This is a genomic window from Streptomyces sp. KPB2 (assembly GCF_003950055.1).
Lineage (GTDB): Bacteria > Actinomycetota > Actinomycetes > Streptomycetales > Streptomycetaceae > Streptomyces > Streptomyces salinarius.
This window is the reverse complement of the sequence record NZ_CP034353.1, coordinates 4,429,488-4,448,052: the sequence shown is the minus strand read 5'-3', so window position 1 is coordinate 4,448,052 and position 18,565 is coordinate 4,429,488. Positions and strand designations below refer to the sequence as shown.

25 protein-coding genes are annotated in these 18,565 nt (G+C 71.0%); 9 read left to right on the top strand and 16 right to left on the bottom strand.

Annotated features, from left to right (window positions below):
* The first annotated feature begins 105 nt into the window (after positions 1-105).
* Positions 106-861 carry an HAD hydrolase-like protein gene (locus tag D1J63_RS19905; protein ID WP_125630425.1) on the top strand — a complete coding sequence of 252 codons (756 nt, stop codon included), beginning with the start codon at positions 106-108 and terminating at the stop codon, positions 859-861.
* Between the two features lie 17 nt (positions 862-878).
* Here the strand turns inward: D1J63_RS19905 and D1J63_RS19900 are convergent, their stop codons facing one another.
* Both D1J63_RS19900 and D1J63_RS19895 read right to left on the bottom strand, forming a co-directional pair.
* Positions 879-1,700, bottom strand: a complete 822-nt coding sequence (locus D1J63_RS19900) for an HAD family hydrolase (protein WP_125630422.1) — start codon at positions 1,698-1,700, stop codon at positions 879-881.
* Entirely contained in the window at positions 1,649-2,530 is an 882-nt protein-coding gene (locus D1J63_RS19895; protein ID WP_125630420.1) for a winged helix-turn-helix domain-containing protein, read from the bottom strand. Before D1J63_RS19895 ends, D1J63_RS19900 begins: the two co-directional genes overlap by 52 nt.
* A 153-nt stretch (positions 2,531-2,683) precedes the next feature.
* On the opposite strand from D1J63_RS19895, the gene D1J63_RS19890 reads away from it, so the two are divergent.
* Together D1J63_RS19890 and D1J63_RS19885 are read left to right on the top strand one after the other, a co-directional pair.
* Complete coding sequence (locus D1J63_RS19890) at positions 2,684-2,872, top strand: hypothetical protein (RefSeq protein WP_125630418.1); 189 nt, start codon at positions 2,684-2,686, stop codon at positions 2,870-2,872.
* A 191-nt stretch (positions 2,873-3,063) separates the two neighbouring features.
* The gene (locus D1J63_RS19885) at positions 3,064-3,249 is read left to right on the top strand and encodes a hypothetical protein (protein ID WP_125630415.1); all 186 of its coding nucleotides are present in this window, start codon (positions 3,064-3,066) and stop codon (positions 3,247-3,249) included.
* A 155-nt stretch (positions 3,250-3,404) separates the two neighbouring features.
* Here D1J63_RS19885 and D1J63_RS19880 read toward each other — a convergent pair whose 3' ends face one another.
* The 3 genes from D1J63_RS19880 to D1J63_RS19870 form a co-directional block, all read right to left on the bottom strand.
* Positions 3,405-4,661, bottom strand: a complete 1,257-nt coding sequence (locus tag D1J63_RS19880; protein WP_125630413.1) for a GNAT family N-acetyltransferase — start codon at positions 4,659-4,661, stop codon at positions 3,405-3,407.
* 60 nt (positions 4,662-4,721) lie between these two features.
* Positions 4,722-5,786 (bottom strand): asparaginase, encoded by a 1,065-nt coding sequence (locus tag D1J63_RS19875; RefSeq protein WP_241235586.1) that lies wholly within the window; start codon positions 5,784-5,786, stop codon positions 4,722-4,724.
* Positions 5,787-5,875: 89 nt separating this feature from the next.
* Positions 5,876-6,541 (bottom strand): aerial mycelium formation protein, encoded by a 666-nt coding sequence (locus tag D1J63_RS19870; protein ID WP_125630411.1) that lies wholly within the window; start codon positions 6,539-6,541, stop codon positions 5,876-5,878.
* Positions 6,542-6,719: 178 nt separating this feature from the next.
* On the opposite strand from D1J63_RS19870, the gene dtd reads away from it, so the two are divergent.
* Positions 6,720-7,145, top strand: coding sequence for a D-aminoacyl-tRNA deacylase (dtd, locus tag D1J63_RS19865; RefSeq protein ID WP_102929142.1), 426 nt, complete (start codon positions 6,720-6,722; stop codon positions 7,143-7,145).
* A 17-nt stretch (positions 7,146-7,162) separates the two neighbouring features.
* Here dtd and D1J63_RS19860 read toward each other — a convergent pair whose 3' ends face one another.
* From D1J63_RS19860 to D1J63_RS19835, 5 genes are all read right to left on the bottom strand, one after another.
* Positions 7,163-8,128 (bottom strand): folate-binding protein YgfZ, encoded by a 966-nt coding sequence (locus D1J63_RS19860; RefSeq protein ID WP_125630408.1) that lies wholly within the window; start codon positions 8,126-8,128, stop codon positions 7,163-7,165.
* Between the two features lie 20 nt (positions 8,129-8,148).
* Positions 8,149-8,586: a transcriptional repressor gene (locus tag D1J63_RS19855; protein ID WP_102929144.1), complete on the bottom strand. Its 438-nt coding sequence runs from the start codon at positions 8,584-8,586 to the stop codon at positions 8,149-8,151.
* Between the two features lie 15 nt (positions 8,587-8,601).
* On the bottom strand, positions 8,602-9,177 hold the full coding sequence (locus D1J63_RS19850; RefSeq protein ID WP_102929145.1) for an FABP family protein: 576 nt from the start codon (positions 9,175-9,177) through the stop codon (positions 8,602-8,604).
* A 171-nt stretch (positions 9,178-9,348) separates the two neighbouring features.
* Positions 9,349-9,564, bottom strand: coding sequence for a DUF397 domain-containing protein (locus tag D1J63_RS19840; RefSeq protein ID WP_125630406.1), 216 nt, complete (start codon positions 9,562-9,564; stop codon positions 9,349-9,351).
* On the bottom strand, positions 9,546-10,388 hold the full coding sequence (locus D1J63_RS19835) for a helix-turn-helix transcriptional regulator (RefSeq protein ID WP_125630404.1): 843 nt from the start codon (positions 10,386-10,388) through the stop codon (positions 9,546-9,548). Before D1J63_RS19835 ends, D1J63_RS19840 begins: the two co-directional genes overlap by 19 nt.
* A 170-nt stretch (positions 10,389-10,558) precedes the next feature.
* Here D1J63_RS19835 and D1J63_RS19830 point away from each other — a divergent pair, with 170 nt between their 5' ends.
* The 4 genes from D1J63_RS19830 to D1J63_RS19815 all read left to right on the top strand — a co-directional run bounded on the left by D1J63_RS19830 (position 10,559) and on the right by D1J63_RS19815 (position 13,332).
* Positions 10,559-10,951: a hypothetical protein gene (locus D1J63_RS19830; protein ID WP_125630402.1), complete on the top strand. Its 393-nt coding sequence runs from the start codon at positions 10,559-10,561 to the stop codon at positions 10,949-10,951.
* The gene (locus tag D1J63_RS19825; RefSeq protein ID WP_125630400.1) at positions 10,948-11,199 is read left to right on the top strand and encodes a hypothetical protein; all 252 of its coding nucleotides are present in this window, start codon (positions 10,948-10,950) and stop codon (positions 11,197-11,199) included. The genes D1J63_RS19830 and D1J63_RS19825 overlap by 4 nt, the downstream gene beginning before the upstream one ends.
* Before the next feature lie 28 nt (positions 11,200-11,227).
* Positions 11,228-11,590: a DsrE family protein gene (locus D1J63_RS19820; RefSeq protein ID WP_125630398.1), complete on the top strand. Its 363-nt coding sequence runs from the start codon at positions 11,228-11,230 to the stop codon at positions 11,588-11,590.
* 521 nt (positions 11,591-12,111) lie between these two features.
* Positions 12,112-13,332 carry an RNA-guided endonuclease TnpB family protein gene (locus tag D1J63_RS19815; RefSeq protein WP_102928828.1) on the top strand — a complete coding sequence of 407 codons (1,221 nt, stop codon included), beginning with the start codon at positions 12,112-12,114 and terminating at the stop codon, positions 13,330-13,332.
* Positions 13,333-13,366: 34 nt separating this feature from the next.
* On the opposite strand, the gene D1J63_RS19810 is transcribed toward D1J63_RS19815, so the two are convergent.
* Together D1J63_RS19810 and D1J63_RS19805 are read right to left on the bottom strand one after the other, a co-directional pair.
* A complete protein-coding gene (locus tag D1J63_RS19810; RefSeq protein WP_125630396.1) occupies positions 13,367-14,131 on the bottom strand; it encodes a glucose 1-dehydrogenase in 765 nt (254 codons plus the stop codon).
* Between the two features lie 41 nt (positions 14,132-14,172).
* Positions 14,173-14,967, bottom strand: coding sequence for an SDR family NAD(P)-dependent oxidoreductase (locus D1J63_RS19805; RefSeq protein ID WP_125630394.1), 795 nt, complete (start codon positions 14,965-14,967; stop codon positions 14,173-14,175).
* 83 nt (positions 14,968-15,050) lie between these two features.
* On the opposite strand from D1J63_RS19805, the gene D1J63_RS19800 reads away from it, so the two are divergent.
* On the top strand, positions 15,051-15,707 hold the full coding sequence (locus tag D1J63_RS19800) for a TetR family transcriptional regulator (RefSeq protein ID WP_164712896.1): 657 nt from the start codon (positions 15,051-15,053) through the stop codon (positions 15,705-15,707).
* Here the strand turns inward: D1J63_RS19800 and D1J63_RS19795 are convergent.
* From D1J63_RS19795 to D1J63_RS19775, 4 genes are all read right to left on the bottom strand, one after another.
* The gene (locus D1J63_RS19795) at positions 15,704-15,961 is read right to left on the bottom strand and encodes a DUF3099 domain-containing protein (protein WP_164712895.1); all 258 of its coding nucleotides are present in this window, start codon (positions 15,959-15,961) and stop codon (positions 15,704-15,706) included. The two genes, D1J63_RS19800 and D1J63_RS19795, sit on opposite strands and share 4 nt — an antisense overlap.
* 126 nt (positions 15,962-16,087) lie before the next feature.
* Positions 16,088-16,375: a DUF1416 domain-containing protein gene (locus D1J63_RS19790; RefSeq protein ID WP_003974805.1), complete on the bottom strand. Its 288-nt coding sequence runs from the start codon at positions 16,373-16,375 to the stop codon at positions 16,088-16,090.
* A 55-nt stretch (positions 16,376-16,430) separates the two neighbouring features.
* The gene (locus D1J63_RS19785) at positions 16,431-17,276 is read right to left on the bottom strand and encodes a sulfurtransferase (protein ID WP_125630388.1); all 846 of its coding nucleotides are present in this window, start codon (positions 17,274-17,276) and stop codon (positions 16,431-16,433) included.
* 476 nt (positions 17,277-17,752) lie between these two features.
* Entirely contained in the window at positions 17,753-18,490 is a 738-nt protein-coding gene (locus D1J63_RS19775) for a DUF2993 domain-containing protein (RefSeq protein ID WP_125630386.1), read from the bottom strand.
* Positions 18,491-18,565 lie beyond the last annotated feature (75 nt).

Sequence of the window (18,565 nt, the reverse complement as noted above, 5' to 3'; positions counted from 1 at the left end):
TCCGCTCAACCTGGAGGAGTCGGTGCGGTGACAGGGTGCGTCACCCTACTCCGAAGTTACGTGTCGTCCTGCCTCGTTCGCGCCCAGTGGGGGGAGACTGCCGCAATGACCGACACGGACCTCGGCCGGGGAACCTTCGCGGACCGGGCCAACCTGCTGCGCGCGTTCGGATCTGCCCGCGCGGTGCTGTTCGACTTCGACGGTCCCGTCTGCGACCTGTTCGCGGGCGCGACCACAGCGGACTTGGCGGAACAGGTCAAACGGACGGCCCGACGGTACTGGGGGCCGCTCGACCCGTCGGTCGAGAAGTGCGACGACTCCCACGGCGTCCTCGGCCCGCTTAGGGAAATGTACGAACGGTCTTTTCCCAGGCCCAGCAGCCTCCCGCTGCAACTCGCCGAGGCCGCCGTCACCGGCCTGGAGCGACTGGCCGTGCGCACCGCGGTCCCCACTCCGCACCTGGACGCCCTCGTGGATCTGCTGCTCGGCCAGGGCAAACGACTGGCCGTCGTCAGCAACAACGCGGAGGGGCCGATCCGGGAGTACCTCGAGCATCGTGGACTCGGTTCGAAGTTCGACGGGCTCTTCGGCCGGTCACCCCAGGACGCCCGGCTGATGAAGCCGCATCCGGACTGCGTGCACCGGGCCCTGCGCCACCTGGCCCTGCCCGCCTCCGACTGCCTGCTCATCGGTGACCAGCTCACCGACCTCGAGGCCGCCCGGTTGGCCGGGACCGGCTTCCTCGGACTCACCCACCACCCGGGGCGCGCGGTGCGGATGGTGCAGGGCGGCGCGGACGCGGTGCTGGCCTCGTACCTCCCCGTCCTGCGGGCCGCCGACGCGTTGTCGCTTCGCGATTGACCTCAACTTCAGCGGCCTCAGCACTCCCACAGCAGCCGCAGGACCGGCTCCAAAGAGTGCACGACCGTTTGCGCCCCAGCCTCTTTCAGGATCTTCGTCTTCCGCTCGTTGTGGCCGTACCCCAGGAAGGGCACGCCGGCCCGCTGTGCGGCGGCCAGATCGGATGCGGAGTCGCCGACCATCAGGGCGTGCGCGGGCGCGGCGCCCATCGCACTGAGGGCGCGGTTGAGGCAGTACGGGTCCGGCTTGAGCAGGTGCGGGTCCTGGGTGCGGCCGTAGAGGTGCGGGGCGAAGCAGCCCAGCAGATCCCGGGTCGTCAGGTACTCGCTCACCACGCGGGGCGAGTTGTTGGTGGTGATCGCGAGGCCGACGCCGAGCGCGGACCAGGTGCGGATCAGGGGGTCGGCGTACGCGGTCGGCCATGCGGTGGGCACGGCGCGCAGCTCCTCGCGGGTCAGCCGTTCCTCGAACTCGGCGGCCAGGTCGCTCCGGTGGTGTCTGCGATTGACCGCATTCAGCAGGACGTGCGGGTCGGGACGGGCCCGCTCCTCCTGGGTCAGCAGCTCCCCCATTCCCTGTGTGTCCAGCCAGTCAAAGAGTTCGCCCGCCACCCGGGCGGCCGAGTAGCCCGCGAACAGTCTGCAGAGCGGGCCGTCGAAGTCCCACAGGACGACCCGGGCGCCCAGGACCAGGTCCCGCAGGTCATTGGACTTCTCCTGCTCGGACTGCTCGCGCCGTTCGTCCCGCTCGCTCACCGGTGCCGTCTTCTGCTCCGTATCGGAAGTCACTAGGAGAGTGTCATGTCCGTGGTGATGGTTTCCCAGAGGGCGTCGAACCACTTCTGTGATTCCTCCACGAACACCCCGTCCCGATCGCCCGTCCGCTTCAGGTGGGAGAACAACAGCGACTGTGAGCCGAGGGCGTCGTACATCTCCAGCGCCCGGCTCTCGTACTCCTCCTCGCGGCGGGTCAGGATGTAGTAGCCGAGCAGAGCCTCCTCGCCGTTGAGCAGGTAGAGCTTCATCGGCGGGGTGAACGGCAGCGCGCGGAAGGCCACCCGCACGTCGATGCGGGGGTGGACCTTCCGCACGCCGCGCAGATTGTTCTGGAGCACCTGGGCCTGGGCGTTGCGCATCTGGAGCCAGCGCCGGTGGACCGGGTCGTCGTCCTCCTTCTCGACCAGGACGGGGAAGGCGAGGGCGATGTCCCGGGACGGCATCAGCACCCGGACGTCGATCGACTCCGGGCGGATACGGCCCTCGTGGATCAGACGGAGCGGATCACCGAGGGCCAGCATCAGCGTCTCCGAGGTGTGGCATACGACGTCGATCTTCACGCGCGGTGCCGAGAACGCCTCCGTCAGCCGCGGGCCGAGCGCCACCATCGTCGGCTGCGGCAGATCACCCCGGGCAGGTTCGGGCTCGGCGATGCGGGGCGGGCTGCCCTTGCTGACGTTGGTGAGCAGCCCGTCCTCCTGGAGTGCGCGCAGGGCCTGGCGGACGGTGCCGCGCTCCACACCGAACTCCTCGGCCAGCTCCGCCTGGGTGGGCAGGCGGTCGCCCGCCTTGAGGTCTCCTCCGCGGATCCGCTCCCGCAGGGCCTCGGCGATCTCCCGGGACGAGAGCCTTCTGCTGCCGTTCACGGACACGTTCTCCTGAGTCACGACCAAACGTTACAACTTCGACCTACCTACAGGGAGTTGTTTGAAACTTGTTTATAGATAGCAACCAAGTGGGGACAACATAACAAAAGTTGGTTACCAACTTCGCGCGGTTGGCGGAAGCTCGGCCTACCGCACGTCCCGAAAGGGGGGAAACGACCCATGCCCGTCCTCGCCCTGGTCTCCGCCGTCTTCGTCATCGCCTTCGAGCAGCTCGTCCAGTGGAAGTACGGCGCCACCGGCATCGTCGGCCTGCTCCTGCTCACCGTGGGCATCAAGGCCAAGAGCCCCACCGTCAGTTCCGCCGGTGCGGTGCTGCTGGCCCTCCTGGTAGCGGGGCCTGCACTGTGAGACCCAGGACGGCCGACAGGGTCGGTGACGCCGCCCCGCGCACCACAACTTCTCGCCATCTTCGGACTGCCCATCGAAAGATGGTTACGGGCCATTCCAAGCGGAGATAAGTAGAGCTAAGTTGGTAGCCAACTTGAGCAACGTGGTCGAGCCTCACGGAGGTTGGCCACCACGGTGACAGGGGGTCCACCATGCCGCTCATCGCCATCGTCGTCGCGGCTCTGGCCATCGGGTTCGAGCAGCTCGTGCAGTGGAAGTACGGGCCGATGGGCATCATCGCGTTCGTCGCGCTGTCCGTCGGCATCAAGGCGAAGAACACCATGATCAGCGGTGTGGGCGCGGTGATCCTCGTCATGCTGCTCGCCCAGTCCGGCTGAACCGACGCACCGCCGGCCGGGCCCCCTTCCGGAGGGGAGCCGGGAGCCCGGCAGGCGGCAGACACCACGCACAACAACCACAACTGAAGAGCACCCAGAAGTGCACGCGCTACGGATGCGCACACGTCCACCGTCACCGGCGGAAGGGAGTCACCTCAGAACATGTCCGGGCACCAAGGCCGCCCGGACGTACGCAGCAGGGCGTCGACCACACGGGCGGCGCCCGCTCGTTCTTCCCGCACCCGGCCGAGCGCGGCCAGCCGTACGGCCGACTCGTCGCCGAGCCAGAGCGCCGCCAGGTCACCGACGTCGAGCACGACATGGGCGCTCTCGGTGGTCGGCGCGCAGGACGCCCCGTCCGGCCCCGCCTCCAGCCGCCACCGCCCGCCGGTGAGCCCTCCCCGGTCCACCAGCTCCAGTACCACCGCACCCTGCCCGTCGTACGTCCGCGCCTCCAGTGCCGCCGCGACGTCCAGGATCCGCACCCACAGCCAGTCGGCCTGCGTGGTGATGCGGGCCGCGCGCGGGTCCGGCAGGAGGAGCGGGAGCAGGTCGTCCGGAGAACGCCAGCCGCTCTTCACCGTCTGGACCCAGTCGATCGAGCACAGGTAGTGCCACAGCGCGCGCTCGGCGGCCGGGGTCACGCCGATCAGCCACTCGACGGTCGCCGTGTTCAGCGGCTGCTTGGCGTCGCCCCAGTGGTCGTCGGTCCGGTACGAGGCCAGCCCCTCGACCTCGCCGTCCGCCGAGCGGTACAGGACGTAGTAGGGCTCGGTCCACGGGGTGCCGTTCATGTTCACGACGCCGGTCCGGGACTGCCACCACAGCTCGGTCCGGCTGACCGCGCCCGGCTGGGCCCGGCGCAGCCGCTCGTGCAGCTCGGGGCCCAGCTTGCGGACGTCCTCGCCGTCCACGAGGTCGATCCGGCCGCCGTCCTCCGGGGCGGCCCAGCGGCGGTCCAGGCCGGCGCGGGGCACGTCGACCGTCCACTCGGTCATGGTGGTGGCGGGGCCGAAGCCGTACCGGCCGTAGATCGGGTACTCCGCCGCGATCAGCGTCGCAACGACGTCCCCGCGCTCCTTCGCCGCGGCCAGGTCCTGCGCCATCATCCGGGTGAGCAGTCCGCGGCGGCGGTGGGTCGCGGTGACGGTGACGTTGGAGATCGCGTCGGCCCGGACCGGGCGGCCCCCGACGGCCGTCAGCTCCTGGTCGAAGGAGCGGAAGGTCGCGACGCAGCGGTCGCCGTCGAAGGCGCCGAGCGACCGGCCGGGCACGAATTGCCGGCGCCGGGCCTCCAGCTGTTCCGCGGCCACGAGGGGCGGCTGCAGGAACCCGGTGTTCAGGGCCCGGTTCCAGTCGGGGAACTCGTCGTCGGTGACGGGGCGTACGTCGATCTCGGTGCGGCGGCTCATGCGCTCACCGTAGAACGCCGTGCCCGCCCGCGTCGCGGGGTTTACCGGGGCCCCGGGGCCTCAGAACGCCGCCCGGATCTCCCCCACCTCGCGGCCGCCGCCCAGCAGCGGCGCCCGGCCGATGCGGTCGACGACCGGGCCTGCCACCCCGAGCAGCGTCAGGGCGCGGGCCAGGACCGGGCCGAGCGCCCGGGTGGCACCGTCCTCGACCTTGAAGGCGAGGGCGCGGCCGTCCGGCAGGGCCACCGCCTGGACGGCCTCGGCGCCCATCTTGGAGAGCGTGCCGGGCACCTCGCGCATCAGCCAGGTGTCGGCGCGGCGGCTGCCGGCGACGTACTCGGGGTGGGCGCGCATCGCGTCGGCGACCCGGCGCTCGGCCGAACCGGGCTCGGCGGCGACGAAGGACCGGAAGGCGCGGGCCAGGCCGACCAGGCTGATCGCCATCAGCGGCGCCCCGCACCCGTCCGTGCCGACGGACGCCACCGGCTCGCCCGCCGCGTCCTTCACCACCCTGTGGATGGTCCGCTGGAGCGGGTGGTCCGGGTCGAGGTAGGTCTCCAGCGGCCAGCCCCGCTGCGCGCAGACCGCCAGCATCGCGGTGTGCTTGCCGGAGCAGTTCATGGTGACGCGGTCGGGCACGGCGCCCGACGCCAGGTACGTGTCCCGTTCCTCGGCGTCCAGCGGCAGGTCGGGCGGGCACTGGAGCAGCGCCGGGTCCAGGCCGTACTCGTCCAGCATCTTGCGGACCAGGTCTCGGTGAAACGGTTCTCCGGAGTGGCTGGCGGCGGCCAGCGCCAGCCGCTCCCCCGCGAGGTCGAGGCCGGCCCGCAGGACGCCGGCCGCCTGCATCGGCTTGTTGGCGGACCGCGGGAAGACCGGCGCCGTGACCTCGCCCAGGGCCAGCTCCACGGCCCCGTCGGCGCCCAGCACCACCAGGCTGCCCCGGTGCCGTCCCTCGACGAACCCGGACCGGACGACCTCGGCGAGGACGGGCGGCACGACGGGCGAGAGCGCGGACGTGGGCGCGGACCGGTCCGTCGGCGACGGCTGGTCCGCGGGCGACGACTGGCCCCCGTACGAGGGTTGCGAGGGCTGTGGCTGCTGAGACGGCTGGGGCGCGGGCATCGGCGGTGGCCTTCCGAACGGTCGACCCCCCACTGCGACGGCCCGGGATCACCGGGCCCCGGAGGCGGCGCGGATGGCCGCCCCCCGTGTCACACCAGCAGGTCGTCTACGTGTGCTTCCCCTTCACGGTACCGGCGGGCGATCTCCGCGCTGCAGCCGTCCGCCGTGCGCTGGAGCCGTTGCCGGTTCCCGGAGACCTGCTGTTCGTAGCGCACGAGCCGCCCCATCCCGGCGGTCAGCTCGCCGTCGGTGCGGGCCGTCAGGTCGGACAGCTCCACCTCGCCGAGCATCTCCGCGGCCAGCCGCCGGCACTCCTCGCTGCGCGGAGTGGCCAGCGTCACGTGGCGGGCGGAGGAACGCTGCCGGGCCGGTGCGTCGGCCAGGATCTCCGAGAGCCGCTCGACCACGGACCCGGTCGCCGCGGTGGTGACCACGGCCGACGACGTCGTCGACCCGCGCTCCGCCAGCTCCGCGCGCAGGATGTCGATACGCCCCTGCAGCAGCCGCCGTACGTAGCTGAGGTCGGCCTCCTCGCGCTGGGCGTCCCGGCGCAGCGTGCGCAGCTCCGGCAGGCTCAGCGCGGTCAGGTCCCGCTCCGGGGGGTCCTTCGGCAGCTCGGGACTGTCCGTGCGCTGCACGGGCGCCCTGGGCGCCTCCAGACCGGCCGGTCCGCCCGGGCCGCCGGAACCACCGGCCCCACCCGGACATGTCAACGCTGCAGTCCCGAACGACTGCCCCGTACTCGGTGTGCTCATGTGCCTCAACCGTCCCCTCGCCCGGCGTCTGGGAGCATCGTGCCACCCCGCGCGGACACTATGTGACCGAGTGCCCCTGATCGGCCCCGATCGGCCCCAGATGGGGGGTTAGGGAGTGAAAAAACCCCCCTACGGGCCCGCCCGTCCACACCCTGGGGGCGCACGGCATCATTGCGGGATGCGTGCAGTGGTGCAGAGGGTGGACGGCGCGAGCGTCGTCGTGGACGGCGAGACCGTGGGCGCGATCGACGGCGAGGGCCTGTGCGTCCTGGTCGGGGTCACCCACGAGGACACCAAGGAGAAGGCGGCGCAGCTGGCCCGCAAGCTCTGGTCGGTGCGGATCCTGCACGACGAGAAGTCCTGCAGCGACCTGGACGCCCCGCTCCTGGTCATCAGCCAGTTCACCCTTTACGGCGACGCCCGCAAGGGCCGCCGCCCCACCTGGAACGCCGCCGCGCCCGGCGACGTCGCCGAACCGCTGGTCGACGAGGTCGTCGCACAGCTGCGCGCGCTGGGCGCGACGGTGGCGACGGGCCGGTTCGGCGCGCAGATGCGGGTGTCCCTGACGAACGACGGCCCGTTCACGGTCCTCGTGGAGGTCTGAGCCCGGCCTTCAGGGCATCAGGGCTCGACGACGGTCTCCTGTGCGGCCGCGGTCTCCTCGGCCATCAGCCGGGCGTCGACCGGCACGTTCCGCTTCACCAGGGCGAGGGCGACCGGGCCCAGTTCGTGGTGGCGCACGGCCGTCGTGACGAAGCCGATCTTCCGGCCGTCGGGTCCGTCGTCCGCGAGGCGGATCTCCGCCCCGTTCGGCGGCAGGTGGACCTCGCTGCCGTCCAGGTGCAGGAAGACCAGCCGGCGCGGCGGCTTGCCGAGGTTCTGCACCCGGGCGACGGTCTCCTGGCCGCGGTAGCAGCCCTTCTGCAGGTGCACGGCCGTACCGATCCAGCCCAGCTCGTGCGGGATGGTCCGATGGTCGGTCTCGAAGCCGAGGCGCGGGCGGTGCTGCTCGACGCGCAGCGCCTCGTGCGCGAGGATCCCGGCCGCGGGCCCGGCCTGGGCGGCGAAGCTCTCCAGCTCCTCCCGCGGCAGGAAGAGGTCACGCCCGTACGGCGTCTCGCGCACGACGGCGGAGGCGGGTGCCTGGGCGATCGACCCGGCCGGCAGGTGCACGACGGCGGTGTCGGCGGTGCGGTCGGCGACCTCGACCCGGTAGAAGAACTTCATCGACTCCAGGTAGGCGATCAGCGCCTCCTGGGTGCCGGGCTCGACATGGGCCCAGACGGTCGTGCCGTCGTCGACGAGGTACAGGGCGTGCTCGATGTGGCCGTTCGCCGAGAGGATCAGCGCCTCGGTGGCCCGGCCGGGCGGCAGGTCGCTGACGTGCTGGGTGAGCAGCAGGTGCAGCCAGCTCAGCCGGTCCTCGCCGGTGACGGTGACGACACCGCGGTGGGAGAGGTCGACGAAGCCGGTGCCGTCGGCGAGGGCACGCTGCTCGCGGAACAGGTCGCCGTAGTGGGCGGCGACGCCTTCGTCCACACCCTCGGCGGGAACGGCGCCGGGCAGGGACAGCAGGGGGCTCTTCATACGCCCAGCCTACGACTCGCTTACGACTCGGTAGTTGAACCCTTCAGGGAACAGCTCTCGCACCGGCCGAAGATCGCGAAGTGCTTCATGTCCGTGTCGAAGCCGAACTGCTCGCGCAGCTTGGCCGTGAAGTCGGCGGCCACCGACAGATCCGCCTCGATCACGTTGGTGCAGTCCCGGCAGACCAGGTGGATGTGGTGGTGCCGGTCGGCCAGGTGGTAGGTGGGAGCGCCGTGCCCGAGGTGGGCGTGGCTGACCAGCCCCAGCTCCTCCAGCAGCTCCAGCGTGCGGTACACGGTGGAGATGTTGACCCCGGAGGCGGTCTTGCGCACCTGGCCGAGGATGTCGTCCGGGGTCGCGTGCTCCAGGGTGTCCACGGCTTCGAGCACCAGCTGCCGCTGCGGGGTCAGCCGGTAGCCACGCTGTCTGAGGTCGCTCTTCCAGTCGGTGCTCACCACACCACGAGTCTAGGACTACTTGAAGAAAGCGATTCCGTCGTCCGGCATGTCGTCCGGCAGGGCCTTGGCCCAGCGCTCGACGTCCTCCGGGGTGACGACCTTCTTCAGGTGCGCCGACATGTAGGGGCGCAGCTCGACCTCGGGGGTCTGCTTCTCGCCGACCCACATCAGGTCGCTCTTGACGTAGCCGTACAGCCGCTTGCCGCCGGTGTAGGGCTGCGAGGCCGCCGTGCGGGCCACCGCGTCCGTGACCAGGTCGATCTGGGGCTTCTGGTCGGCCATCTCGCCGTACCAGATCTCGATGACGCCGTCGTCGCGGGTCATCGTCACCTCGACCTTGCGGTTCGCGTCGATGCGCCAGAAGCCGTGCTCGGACTCCAGCGGGCGGACCTTGTTGCCGTCGTTGTCCAGCACCCAGGTGTGCGACTGGTACTCCAGGAAGTCCCGGCCGTCGTGGGTGAAGGAGACCTCCTGGCCGAAGTTGCACTTCTCGGCGCCGGGGAAGTCGTGCACGCCCGCGCCCGCCCAGTCACCGAGGAGGAAGGCGAGGGGGACGAGGTCCTTGTGCAGGTCGGACGGGATCTCGATCATGAGCGGACTTACTTCCTGGCGTCGGTGATCAGCGCTGGCCCTGGTACAGCTTCTTCACGGTCAGACCGGCGAAGGCGAGAACGCCGACGCAGACCAGGACCAGCAGGGCTTCGAAGAAGATCTCCACGGGGTGCTCCTTGAGCGGGGGGCATAAACAGGGCCGGCCCCAGCTTACGCGGCCCGCCCCGGCTCTTCTCGCCGGACTCCGTCCAGGAAGGCGGCCCACGCGGGGGCGGCGAAGAGGAGCGCACCGCGAGCGGGGTCCTTGCTGTCCCGGACGGGGACGAGGGAGGGGAGGTTGGGGGCGACCTCGACGCACTCGCCGCCGCTCGCGTTGCTGTAGCTGCTCTTACGCCAAGAGACGGTGCTCAGATCGATGGCTCGCACGGCGCTTCCTCCAACGTCCGCAGGATGAACTCGCGCGACTCGGCGGGTGACAGCGCCAAGTCACGCATCGCATCGTACCTACGTTGCAGTAGCTCAACTGAGGCGTTTTCCTCCACGAGTTCACCGCGCAGGTCGTTCTCGGTGTAGGCGACCACGCGGCCGCTCGACAGCCGCAGGAACATCACGGTGGTGTTCGTCAACCCATGACGCCCCGCACGGAACGGCAGCACCTGGAGGGTGATGCTCGGGCGTTCGGCCATCTCCGCCAAGTGGACCAGCTGCTCTCGCCATGCCCCCATGTCACGCAGCCATGTGCGCAGCACCGTCTCGGAGAGAATGGCGCGAAACGGCGGTGGGGCCTCCCCCTCCAGGAGTTGCCGTCGGCCGAGGCGGGCCTCGACCTGCTGCTCCAGCTCAGGCCCCTTGAGCCAGCCCCCGGCGAGCGCCTCGCGCGCGTACCCGGCGGTCTGGAGCAGGCCCGGCGGTGCGCTCACCGCGTAGTGCCACAGGCTGATCGCCTCAGCCTCAAGGATCATGTACCGCCGATACTGCTCGCGGAACTGCGTCGGATCGGCCACCGCCAACTCCCACAGCGTGAGCAGCATGCCGCCCGTGCCGTAGTACTGGTCCAGCGCCTCCACGATCTCCGGGCCGCCCAGCGTGTGGCCGTGCTCCATCTTCCCGAACTGGGACGCGTCCCAGCCCACCACCTCCGCGACGCCCCGCAGGGACACGCCCCGCCCGTTGCGCAGCAGCCGCAGCTCCTCCGCGAACCGCGCCCTCGGCTCCTGACTGCGACCCGTGATCGCCCTCCGCTGCGGCACCGCACCCCTCCCGGCTGTGGAATTTGTGGAATTTGGAGCGCCCGGTGTGGCACTAGCGGCCGTTCCGGGCTTGGCGACCCCCGCCGTGGGTCATGCTCGTAACTGCCACCACTACGCAGAGTAGGGCAACTGTCGCATTCCGTACAGACGTTGACGTAAGGGAGCGGACCGTGAGAACAGAAGCGGCCATCTACGAGCCCGGCACCGTGCTCTACGACACCGCCGCCGCGAAGGTCGGTGAGTACCGGGGCCGCAGTGGGGCGCGCGTGCTGCTCCGACCGCTCGGCGGCGGCCGGGAGTGGGAGGCGGAGCCGCCCGTACTGCGCCCGGCGACCGACCGCGAGCGCCTCGGGGCGAGCCTGCGCGCCGCGAACGACCGCACCCTCGCCACGCCCCCGGCCCCTGCCGAGCTGGAGCGGCCGCCGCTGCCGGTGCCGGGCTGCGAGGCCTGCGCCTGGCTGGCCGAGCGGCGGGAGACCGCACGGGCGGCGTTCGACCACAGCGCGGTGTCGGACGCGAACGTCCTGCTGCGCCAGCACCAGCGCAAGGAGCACGAGGGATGACGTACGACGGCGGACTGCCCTACGAGGAGTGCCGGCGGGCGCAGCGACTCGCGCCGCGACGGGACCGGGCGCCCCTCTCCCCCGGCTTCGCCATGCCCCCGTTCCACCCGGGCCACCCGCCCCGGCCCGCGCCGAAGCACAAGGCCCCGCCCCGGCGGCGCACCCGGCTGGACGGCGCCACCGTCAGCGGCCTGCTGACCGTCCTGTGCGTCGCGACGCTGCTGGTGACCATCACCTTCGCGATCTGACGCCACCCGCGCGGGCTACGCTTCCGGCATGGCGAAGAAGCTCGTGATCAAGGTGACGGCGGGGGCGGACGCGCCCGAGCGGTGTTCTCAGGCGTTCACGGTGGCGGCGGTGGCCGTGGCCAGTGGGGTGGACGTGTCGCTGTGGCTGACCGGGGAGTCGTCCTGGTTCGCGGTGCCGGGGCGGGCGGCCGAGTTCGAGCTGCCGCACGCCGCGCCGCTGCCCGACCTGCTGGACTCGCTCCTGGCGGGCGGCCGGGTGACGCTGTGCACCCAGTGCGCGGCCCGGCGCGACCTCACCGAGAAGGACGTCATCGACGGCGTACGGATCGCGGGCGCGCAGGTCTTCGTGCAGGAGGCGCTGGCCGACGACACGCAAGCGCTGGTCTACTGATTCGCTTTCGGGCAATCCCTGTCCCACCCAACTTCCGCACCGGGTGCGGTTCAGGACATGGTGTCCACGTTCTGCTTCAGTTCGCCGGTTTCAGCCCCGCCACGTCCACCGCGGCGACCACGCGCCTGAGGCCTCCTCCAGTTGCGGCCCCATGTACAGCAGCACGATGTCGCTGGCCTTCAGCTCCGGTACCGGCGGCACCCCGCTCAGGTGGTCAGGTCCTGGGTTCGGATCACCACGGCCTCGCTCTCGGTGGCTGATCGTGTGGTTCTCCACCCGTGCCGGGCTGTTGGCGAGCAGTATGCGGAAGTACTTGGGGCCTGTCCGCAGTCCGGTTCCGGGCGCGGAGCGCCCGTATTGCTACCAGCTTGACCCAAGGCAATACGAACGCCTGTGCCTGTAGTCACCGGTTGGGCTGGCGATTGGGAGTCGATCGGGCGGGTGTGCGGGTCTCGCACATATGGTCCTTCGCAGAGCTCGGGACGGCACGCTGTCCTGTCCGCGACCGAAGGGGGGACGAGATGGCACAGGTGGGGGCGAACGAAACGGTTGGGTATGCCCGGTACACGTACCGGTTGCGGGTGTCGTCCACGACTCACACGTCCCTGGCTGCGGAGTGGGGACGGTGTCGCTGGCTGTGGAACGAGTGCGTCGCCAAGTCCAGGGCCGTGCACCTGCACAACAAGGCGACGGGTAAGAAGGCCACGTGCGGCCCGGCCCAGCTCGACAAGATGCTGACCGAAGCCCGCGCCCGTACGCCGTGGCTGCGGGAGGGCTCGTCCGTTCCCCAGCAGCAGGTCATCCGCGACTTCGGCCGCGCCCGCGCCAAGGCGCACAAGGACATCACCGAGCGCCTGCCCGTGGCGCGCCGGGCCGGGATGCCGAAGTGGAAGATTAAGCGTGAGGCACTGGCAACCCTGAACTACACGAAGCGCGGGTTCCGGCTGAGGGACGGCCGGCTGCACCTGGCGGGCGGCATCGTCCTGTCGGTCGTGTGGTCGCGGGAGCTGCCGGGTGAGCCGTCCTCGGTGCGCGTGTACCAGGACAGTCTCGGGCACTGGTACTGCTCGTTCGTCGTCCCCGCCCAGGTCCAGCCGCTGCCCAGGACCGGCCGGATCCTCGGTGTCGACTGGGGAGTGAGGGAGACGGCGACCACCACGTCCGACGCGCACGACCTGCCGCATCCCGCGCACGGCGCGAAGGCCCGGGTGAAGCTGGCCCGGTACGACCGGATGATGGCCCGCCGCAGGCCGAAGAAGGGGGAGGCCGGTTCGAAGGGCTACCAGACGGCGAAGAGACTGCGGGCGAAGGCACACAAGAAGGTCGCCAGGCAGCGCGCGGATACCGGACGCAAGTGGGCGAAGAAGGTGGTCCGCCACCACGACACGATCGCGGTCGAGGACTTTCGCCCCAAGTTCCTCGCCAAAACCACGATGGCCCGCAAGGCCGCCGACGCCGCCATCGGCGCCACCAAGGCCGCCCTGACCGAAATGGGCCGCAAACACGGGCGGGACATCCGCCTGGTACACCCCGCGCACACCACGATGGACTGCGCGCAGTGCGGAGCGAGAGCCAAGCACGCACTGCCGCTGGGTGAGCGCACCTACACCTGTACCGCCTGCGGAACCGTCTCCCCCAGAGACAAGAACTCCGCACGCGTCATGCTCGTCCGGGCTGGTCTCAACCCGGCTGGTGCTGACGGCACAAGACCTCCTGTAGCGCCGCTCCAGGAGGCAGCCTGAGCCAGGAATCCCCTCCCTCCGGGGAGGGGAGGATTCAATGCCCCATGACGTACGCCACGGTCGGGCCCGTGGTCCAACCGCCGTCCACCGCCAGTTCCGCACCGGTGACGTACGACGCGGCGTCCGAGAGCAGGAAGACGACCGCGCCGGCGATCTCCTCGGGCTCCCCGACCCGGCCCATGGGGGTGTTGGGGTACTTGCCCTCGCCCTGCTCGATGCCCGTGGCCGCGGTCATCGGGGTGTACGTCATCCCCGGGTGCACGGAGTTGACGCGGATGCGGGCGGTGCCCAGCTCCACGGCGCCGATCTTCGTGAGCCCCCGTACGCCCCACTTGGAGGCGCCGTAGCCGGCCGTGAGGGCGAGGCCCATCAGGCCGGCCGCGGACGAGATGTTGACGATCGATCCGCCGCCGGCCTCCTTCAGCGCCGGGATCACGGACTTCATGCCGATGAAGACGCCCGTGAGGTTGATGTCGAGCACCTTGCGGAAGTGCTCGACGGACTCCGCCTCCAGCAGGCTGCCGGTCGAGATGCCGGCGTTGTTCACCAGGCCGTGCAGCGCCCCGAACTCGGTGACGGCGAAGTCAACGACGCGCCGCCAGTCGTCTTCCGAGGTGACGTCGTGGTGGAGGAAGCGGGCGCGGTCGCCGAGTTCGCGGGCGGTGCGCTCGCCGTCGGCGTCCAGGACGTCGGTGATCAGGACGTGGGCTCCGGCGGCGACCGCCTGCCGGGCGGCTTCCGCGCCCAGGCCGCGGGCGCCGCCGGTGACGATCACGTTCCTGCCGGTCAGGTCGTGCATGGTGCGTACCTTCCTCTCTGCGGTCTTGGGGGCGGGCGCCCTCAGAAGTGGGTGCCGCCGTCGACGCGGACCTCGGTGCCGGTGATGAAGCGGCCGTCCTCCGAGGCCAGCATCGCGACGACGGACGCCACCGTCTCCGGACCGGCGAACCCCTGGCCGAGCGCCGGGGAGAGCTTGGCGAAGAGGGCCATGTCGGCGTCCTCGGGCAGCCCGGGGCCGACGCACTGCCCGCTGGCCCCGCTGCCGTCCGTCATGCCCGAGGAGATGGAGCCCGGCTGAACGGCGGTGAAGCGGATGCCGCGTCCGGCGTACTCGGCGGCCAGGGCGTGGGTCATGGACTGGATGCCGCCCTTGCTGGCCGCGTAGGCCGCCATGTAGGGGTGCGCGAACGCCGCCGAGGTCGAGCTGAAGTTGACGACGGCCGCGTCCTCGCCCGCCAGCAGCGCCGGGATCGCCTCGCGGATCACCAGGAACGTGCCGACCAGGTTCACCGTCAGGACGCGGGTGAAGTCGGCGAGGCCGGTCCGCTCGGTGTGCGAGGAGCGCAGGATGCCGGCCGCGTTGACGAGGACGTCCAGCCCGCCCAGCGCGGCCGTCGCGGCCCGGACGCCCTCGCGCACCGAGGTCTCGTCCGCGATGTCGACGACGAGCGTGGTGAGCCGGTCCGCGTGTGCTCCCGCCTTCTCCAGGGTGTCCTTCAGGCCCGGTTCGCTGACGTCCGCCGCGACGACGGTGCCGCCCTCGGCGAGCAGCCGCAGCACGGTGGCCTGGCCTATGCCCGAGCCGCCGCCGGTGACCAGCGCGCGACGGCCTTCGTAACGATGCGAGTGGTTCATATCGTCACCGTACGCCTAGGTGGCACGTTTTGCCATCACGTCACGGCATGCCGCCGGGTGGTCGCAGGCCGTACGCTTCTGGGGTGAGCACCGAGCCACCGCCCCCGTCGCTGACCGAACGCCGCAAGGCCGCCACCCAGCTCGACATCGCGCACGCAGCGGCAGAGCTCTTCGCCACCCGGGGCCCGGAGGCCACGACGGCGGAGGAGATCGCCCGGCGGGCGGGGGTCGCGCTGCGCACCTTCTACCGGTACTTCCGCTCCAAGCAGGACGCCGTCGGGCCGCTGCTGACGGTCGGCGCCGACAGCTGGCGGGCGCTGCTCGCACAGGCACCGCCGGGTGCCGCCCCGGGCCCGGCCCTGCGCCAAGCGGTCGAGGAGGCGCTGGCGACGCCGGACCCGCAGGCCGTCGAGGCGCTGCTGCGCACGCGCGGCCTGCTGCGCGCCGCCGCGGACGACCCGGCGCTGCGCGCCGTCTGGTACCGCGTGAACCAGGAGTCGGAGGAGCTGCTGGTCCCGGTCATCGCCCGGCTGGCGGACGGCCGCCGGGAGCCGCTGGAGGTGCGGCTGATCGCCGCCGCGGCCACCGACGCCATCCGGATCGCCCTGGAGACCTGGTCCGGCACCGAGGCGCCGACCGAGGGCCCCGGCTCCCCCGCCGACCTCGCGGTGCGCTGCCTGCGGCGCCTCCTGGGCGGCATGGACACGCCCGAGGGCGAGGACGGTGCCGCACGGGGCTAGTGGCGCTTCTTGCCGTCCAGTTCGTCCCACCACTCGTCGGACTGGGCGTCGCCCGACGGGTCGTCCCACCAGCGGTCGTCCGGGCCGCGCCGGTTGGCGACCATCGCGGCCACCGGCGGGATGAGCATCGCGAACACGCACAGGCCCACGGCCGCCGGGACGGACCAGATGCGCACGACTGTCCAGGCCAGGACGAAGAGCACGATGCAGGTGCCCATCATGGCGAAGTAGACGTGCCGCCGCCGTGCGTACATACCTCCAGCGTAGGTCCGGACACGCGGTCCGGACACGCCGGAGGGGCCGCACCCCAGGCGTCCAACCCGGTGGGTGCGGCCCCTCGGCCGTCGCGCGCCGTGCGCGCTGCGCTTTGCCGCCTGCCGTCAGACGGCGATCGCGACCTCCGCGAGGCCGCCCTGCTGGGCGACGACCGTGCGGTCGGCGGTGCCGCCCGGGATCAGCGCGCGAACGGTCCAGGTGCCCTCGGCCGCGTAGAAGCGGAACTGGCCCGTCGCGGAGGTCGGGACCTCCGCCGTGAACTCGCCGGTGGCGTCCAGCAGACGGACGTAGCCCGTCACCGGCTCGCCGTCGCGGGTCACCTGACCCTGGATCGTGGTCTCACCGGGCTTGATCGTCGAGGCGTCGGGGCCGCCGGCCTTCGCTCCGCACATGTCGTTACTCCTGAGGTGTGTTGGGAAAGGTCGGCGGGTGCCGTACCCGTGTCGCTTACTTCGCGGCGCCGAGCTCGATCGGCACGCCGACGAGGGAGCCGTACTCGGTCCAGGAGCCGTCGTAGTTCTTGACGTTCTCCACGCCCAGCAGCTCGTGCAGGACGAACCAGGTCAGGGCCGAGCGCTCACCGATGCGGCAGTAGGCGATGGTGTCCTTCGCCAGGTCGACCTGCTCGTCGGTGTAGAGCTGCTTGAGCTCGTCGTCCGACTTGAAGGTGCCGTCGTCGTTGGCGTTCTTCGACCACGGGATGTTGCGGGCGGACGGGACGTGGCCCGGACGCTGCGACTGCTCCTGCGGGAGGTGGGCCGGGGCGAGCAGCTTGCCGGAGAACTCGTCGGGCGAGCGGACGTCGACCAGGTTCTGCGCGCCGATCGCCTGGACCACGTCGTCGCGGAAGGCGCGGATCGCGGTGTTCTGCGGCTTGGCCTTGTAGTCGGTGGCGGCGCGCTGGGGCACCTCGTCACCGGGGACCAGCTCGCGGGCGTCCAGCTCCCACTTCTTGCGGCCGCCGTCGAGGAGCTTGACGGCGTCGTGGCCGTACAGCTTGAAGTACCAGTAGGCGTAGGACGCGAACCAGTTGTTGTTGCCGCCGTAGAGGACCACGGTGTGGTCGTTGGAGATGCCCTTCTTCGACAGGAGCTTCTCGAAGCCCTCCTGGTCGACGAAGTCGCGGCGGACCGGGTCCTGGAGGTCCTGGGTCCAGTCGATCCGGATCGCGTTCTTGATGTGGTTCTTCTCGTAGGCGGACGTGTCCTCGTCCACCTCGACGATCGCGATGGTCGGGTCGTCCAGGTGGTCCTGCAGCCAGTCGGCGTCGACCAGGACGTCGCTGCGGCTCATGTTTTCTCCTCCGGGGCAGTTGGCGGCGGGGCGTGCGGTGAGAGGGTGTGCGCGCTCCGGCCGTGCGGCGGCGCGCGGGTGCTCCGGGGCAGGCCGGGGCGGGGTGAGGGATGAGGGGCACACGGACGGCGACGTCGCCGTCCGCCTCAGAAGGTGCGACAGAGCATGGCGGCAACGCGGCACAGGTCCACTGCCCGCCGCTTCGTGAGATCCGCCTGTTGCTTCATAGGTCCCGATCGTAAGGATTGAGGGCGGGCCGTGTCACCGACGTGTCGCATGATGAGACGGGATCGTCCGAGATGTGGGATCGGGGCCTGCGTCGGGCTGCCCAGGAGGGCCGCGGGGACCGGCGCGGGTGGCCTCGCATCTACGGTACGGACAGCGCCGTCTCGCCAGTCGGACGGCGCTGCCTCCGATCGACCCGTTCCCGACCGATCGCCGGGGGGCGCCGTCCCTCGTCCGCGCCGTCCCTCGTCCTACCCTGCCAGCTTGACGTTCGAACCCTTCACCGTGATCTCGACGCCGTCCTTCGCCGCCTCGACCTTGTCCAGCTCGATGCCGCCCGGCAGCTCGTCGATGGTCTGCTGGAAGTCGGTGATGGCCCGGATGCGGGACTCGGCGAGCTGCCGGCCGGCGATCTCCGGCAGCCCGTCGGCGACGACCTCCACGTCGTCGTCCTTGACCTTGACCGAGCTGAGCACCTCGATCGGCTCGGGCACCTCGACGCCGAGGACCGTGGCCTGCAGCGACACCTTGATCTTCCCGTTGCCGCCGTCGGAGAGGCCGATGACCTTGGCGTCGATGCCGGGCGCGATCTGCGTGGGCTCGGACTTGGTGGCCTTCATCAGCTCGTCGTAGCCGACGGTCGCGGTGCCGGTGGCGCTGTCCGCGGTGGCGGAGCTGTAGTCGCCGGAGAACTCGACGCCCTTCATGTGCGCCCGCAGCTCGGCGATGCGGATCTTCTCGCCGCCCTTGCCGGTGGACGCCTCGTAGTCGTCGATGCCGACCTCCACGTCGTCCAGCGAACCGCCGGCGAGCTGCGTGAGGAAGGGGAAGCCGTTGATGGAGACGTCCGGCGTCGAGGGCAGGTTCTCGGTGCTGCGCAGCTTGTCCGCCGCCTCGTCCTCGGCGAAGTTGACGGCGACACGGTCGGCGATCACGAAGAGGCCGCCCAAAATCACGACGACGATCAACAGTATTCGCAGTGCGCGCATGCGGTGTTCCCAACCCTGGACGCTCGACGGCGGCGGACCCGACGACCGGCGGCCGTCCAGCGCGAGCGTAACGCG

What these genes read in the sequence shown, in the direction of transcription:
- D1J63_RS19810 (WP_125630396.1), bottom strand. Translation starts at nt 14,131, where the DNA reads ATGCACGACCTGACCGGCAGGAACGTGATCGTCACCGGCGGCGCCCGC.
- D1J63_RS19795 (WP_164712895.1), bottom strand. Translation starts at nt 15,961, where the DNA reads ATGTACGCACGGCGGCGGCACGTCTACTTCGCCATGATGGGCACCTGC.
- dtd (WP_102929142.1), top strand. Translation starts at nt 6,720, where the DNA reads ATGCGTGCAGTGGTGCAGAGGGTGGACGGCGCGAGCGTCGTCGTGGAC.
- D1J63_RS19805 (WP_125630394.1), bottom strand. Translation starts at nt 14,967, where the DNA reads ATGAACCACTCGCATCGTTACGAAGGCCGTCGCGCGCTGGTCACCGGC.
- D1J63_RS19825 (WP_125630400.1), top strand. Translation starts at nt 10,948, where the DNA reads ATGACGTACGACGGCGGACTGCCCTACGAGGAGTGCCGGCGGGCGCAG.
- D1J63_RS19820 (WP_125630398.1), top strand. Translation starts at nt 11,228, where the DNA reads ATGGCGAAGAAGCTCGTGATCAAGGTGACGGCGGGGGCGGACGCGCCC.
- D1J63_RS19860 (WP_125630408.1), bottom strand. Translation starts at nt 8,128, where the DNA reads ATGAAGAGCCCCCTGCTGTCCCTGCCCGGCGCCGTTCCCGCCGAGGGT.
- D1J63_RS19905 (WP_125630425.1), top strand. Translation starts at nt 106, where the DNA reads ATGACCGACACGGACCTCGGCCGGGGAACCTTCGCGGACCGGGCCAAC.
- D1J63_RS19875 (WP_241235586.1), bottom strand. Translation starts at nt 5,786, where the DNA reads ATGCCCGCGCCCCAGCCGTCTCAGCAGCCACAGCCCTCGCAACCCTCG.
- D1J63_RS19890 (WP_125630418.1), top strand. Translation starts at nt 2,684, where the DNA reads ATGCCCGTCCTCGCCCTGGTCTCCGCCGTCTTCGTCATCGCCTTCGAG.
- D1J63_RS19775 (WP_125630386.1), bottom strand. Translation starts at nt 18,490, where the DNA reads ATGCGCGCACTGCGAATACTGTTGATCGTCGTCGTGATTTTGGGCGGC.
- D1J63_RS19885 (WP_125630415.1), top strand. Translation starts at nt 3,064, where the DNA reads ATGCCGCTCATCGCCATCGTCGTCGCGGCTCTGGCCATCGGGTTCGAG.
- D1J63_RS19850 (WP_102929145.1), bottom strand. Translation starts at nt 9,177, where the DNA reads ATGATCGAGATCCCGTCCGACCTGCACAAGGACCTCGTCCCCCTCGCC.
- D1J63_RS19870 (WP_125630411.1), bottom strand. Translation starts at nt 6,541, where the DNA reads ATGAGCACACCGAGTACGGGGCAGTCGTTCGGGACTGCAGCGTTGACA.
- D1J63_RS19790 (WP_003974805.1), bottom strand. Translation starts at nt 16,375, where the DNA reads ATGTGCGGAGCGAAGGCCGGCGGCCCCGACGCCTCGACGATCAAGCCC.
- D1J63_RS19785 (WP_125630388.1), bottom strand. Translation starts at nt 17,276, where the DNA reads ATGAGCCGCAGCGACGTCCTGGTCGACGCCGACTGGCTGCAGGACCAC.
- D1J63_RS19815 (WP_102928828.1), top strand. Translation starts at nt 12,112, where the DNA reads ATGGCACAGGTGGGGGCGAACGAAACGGTTGGGTATGCCCGGTACACG.
- D1J63_RS19880 (WP_125630413.1), bottom strand. Translation starts at nt 4,661, where the DNA reads ATGAGCCGCCGCACCGAGATCGACGTACGCCCCGTCACCGACGACGAG.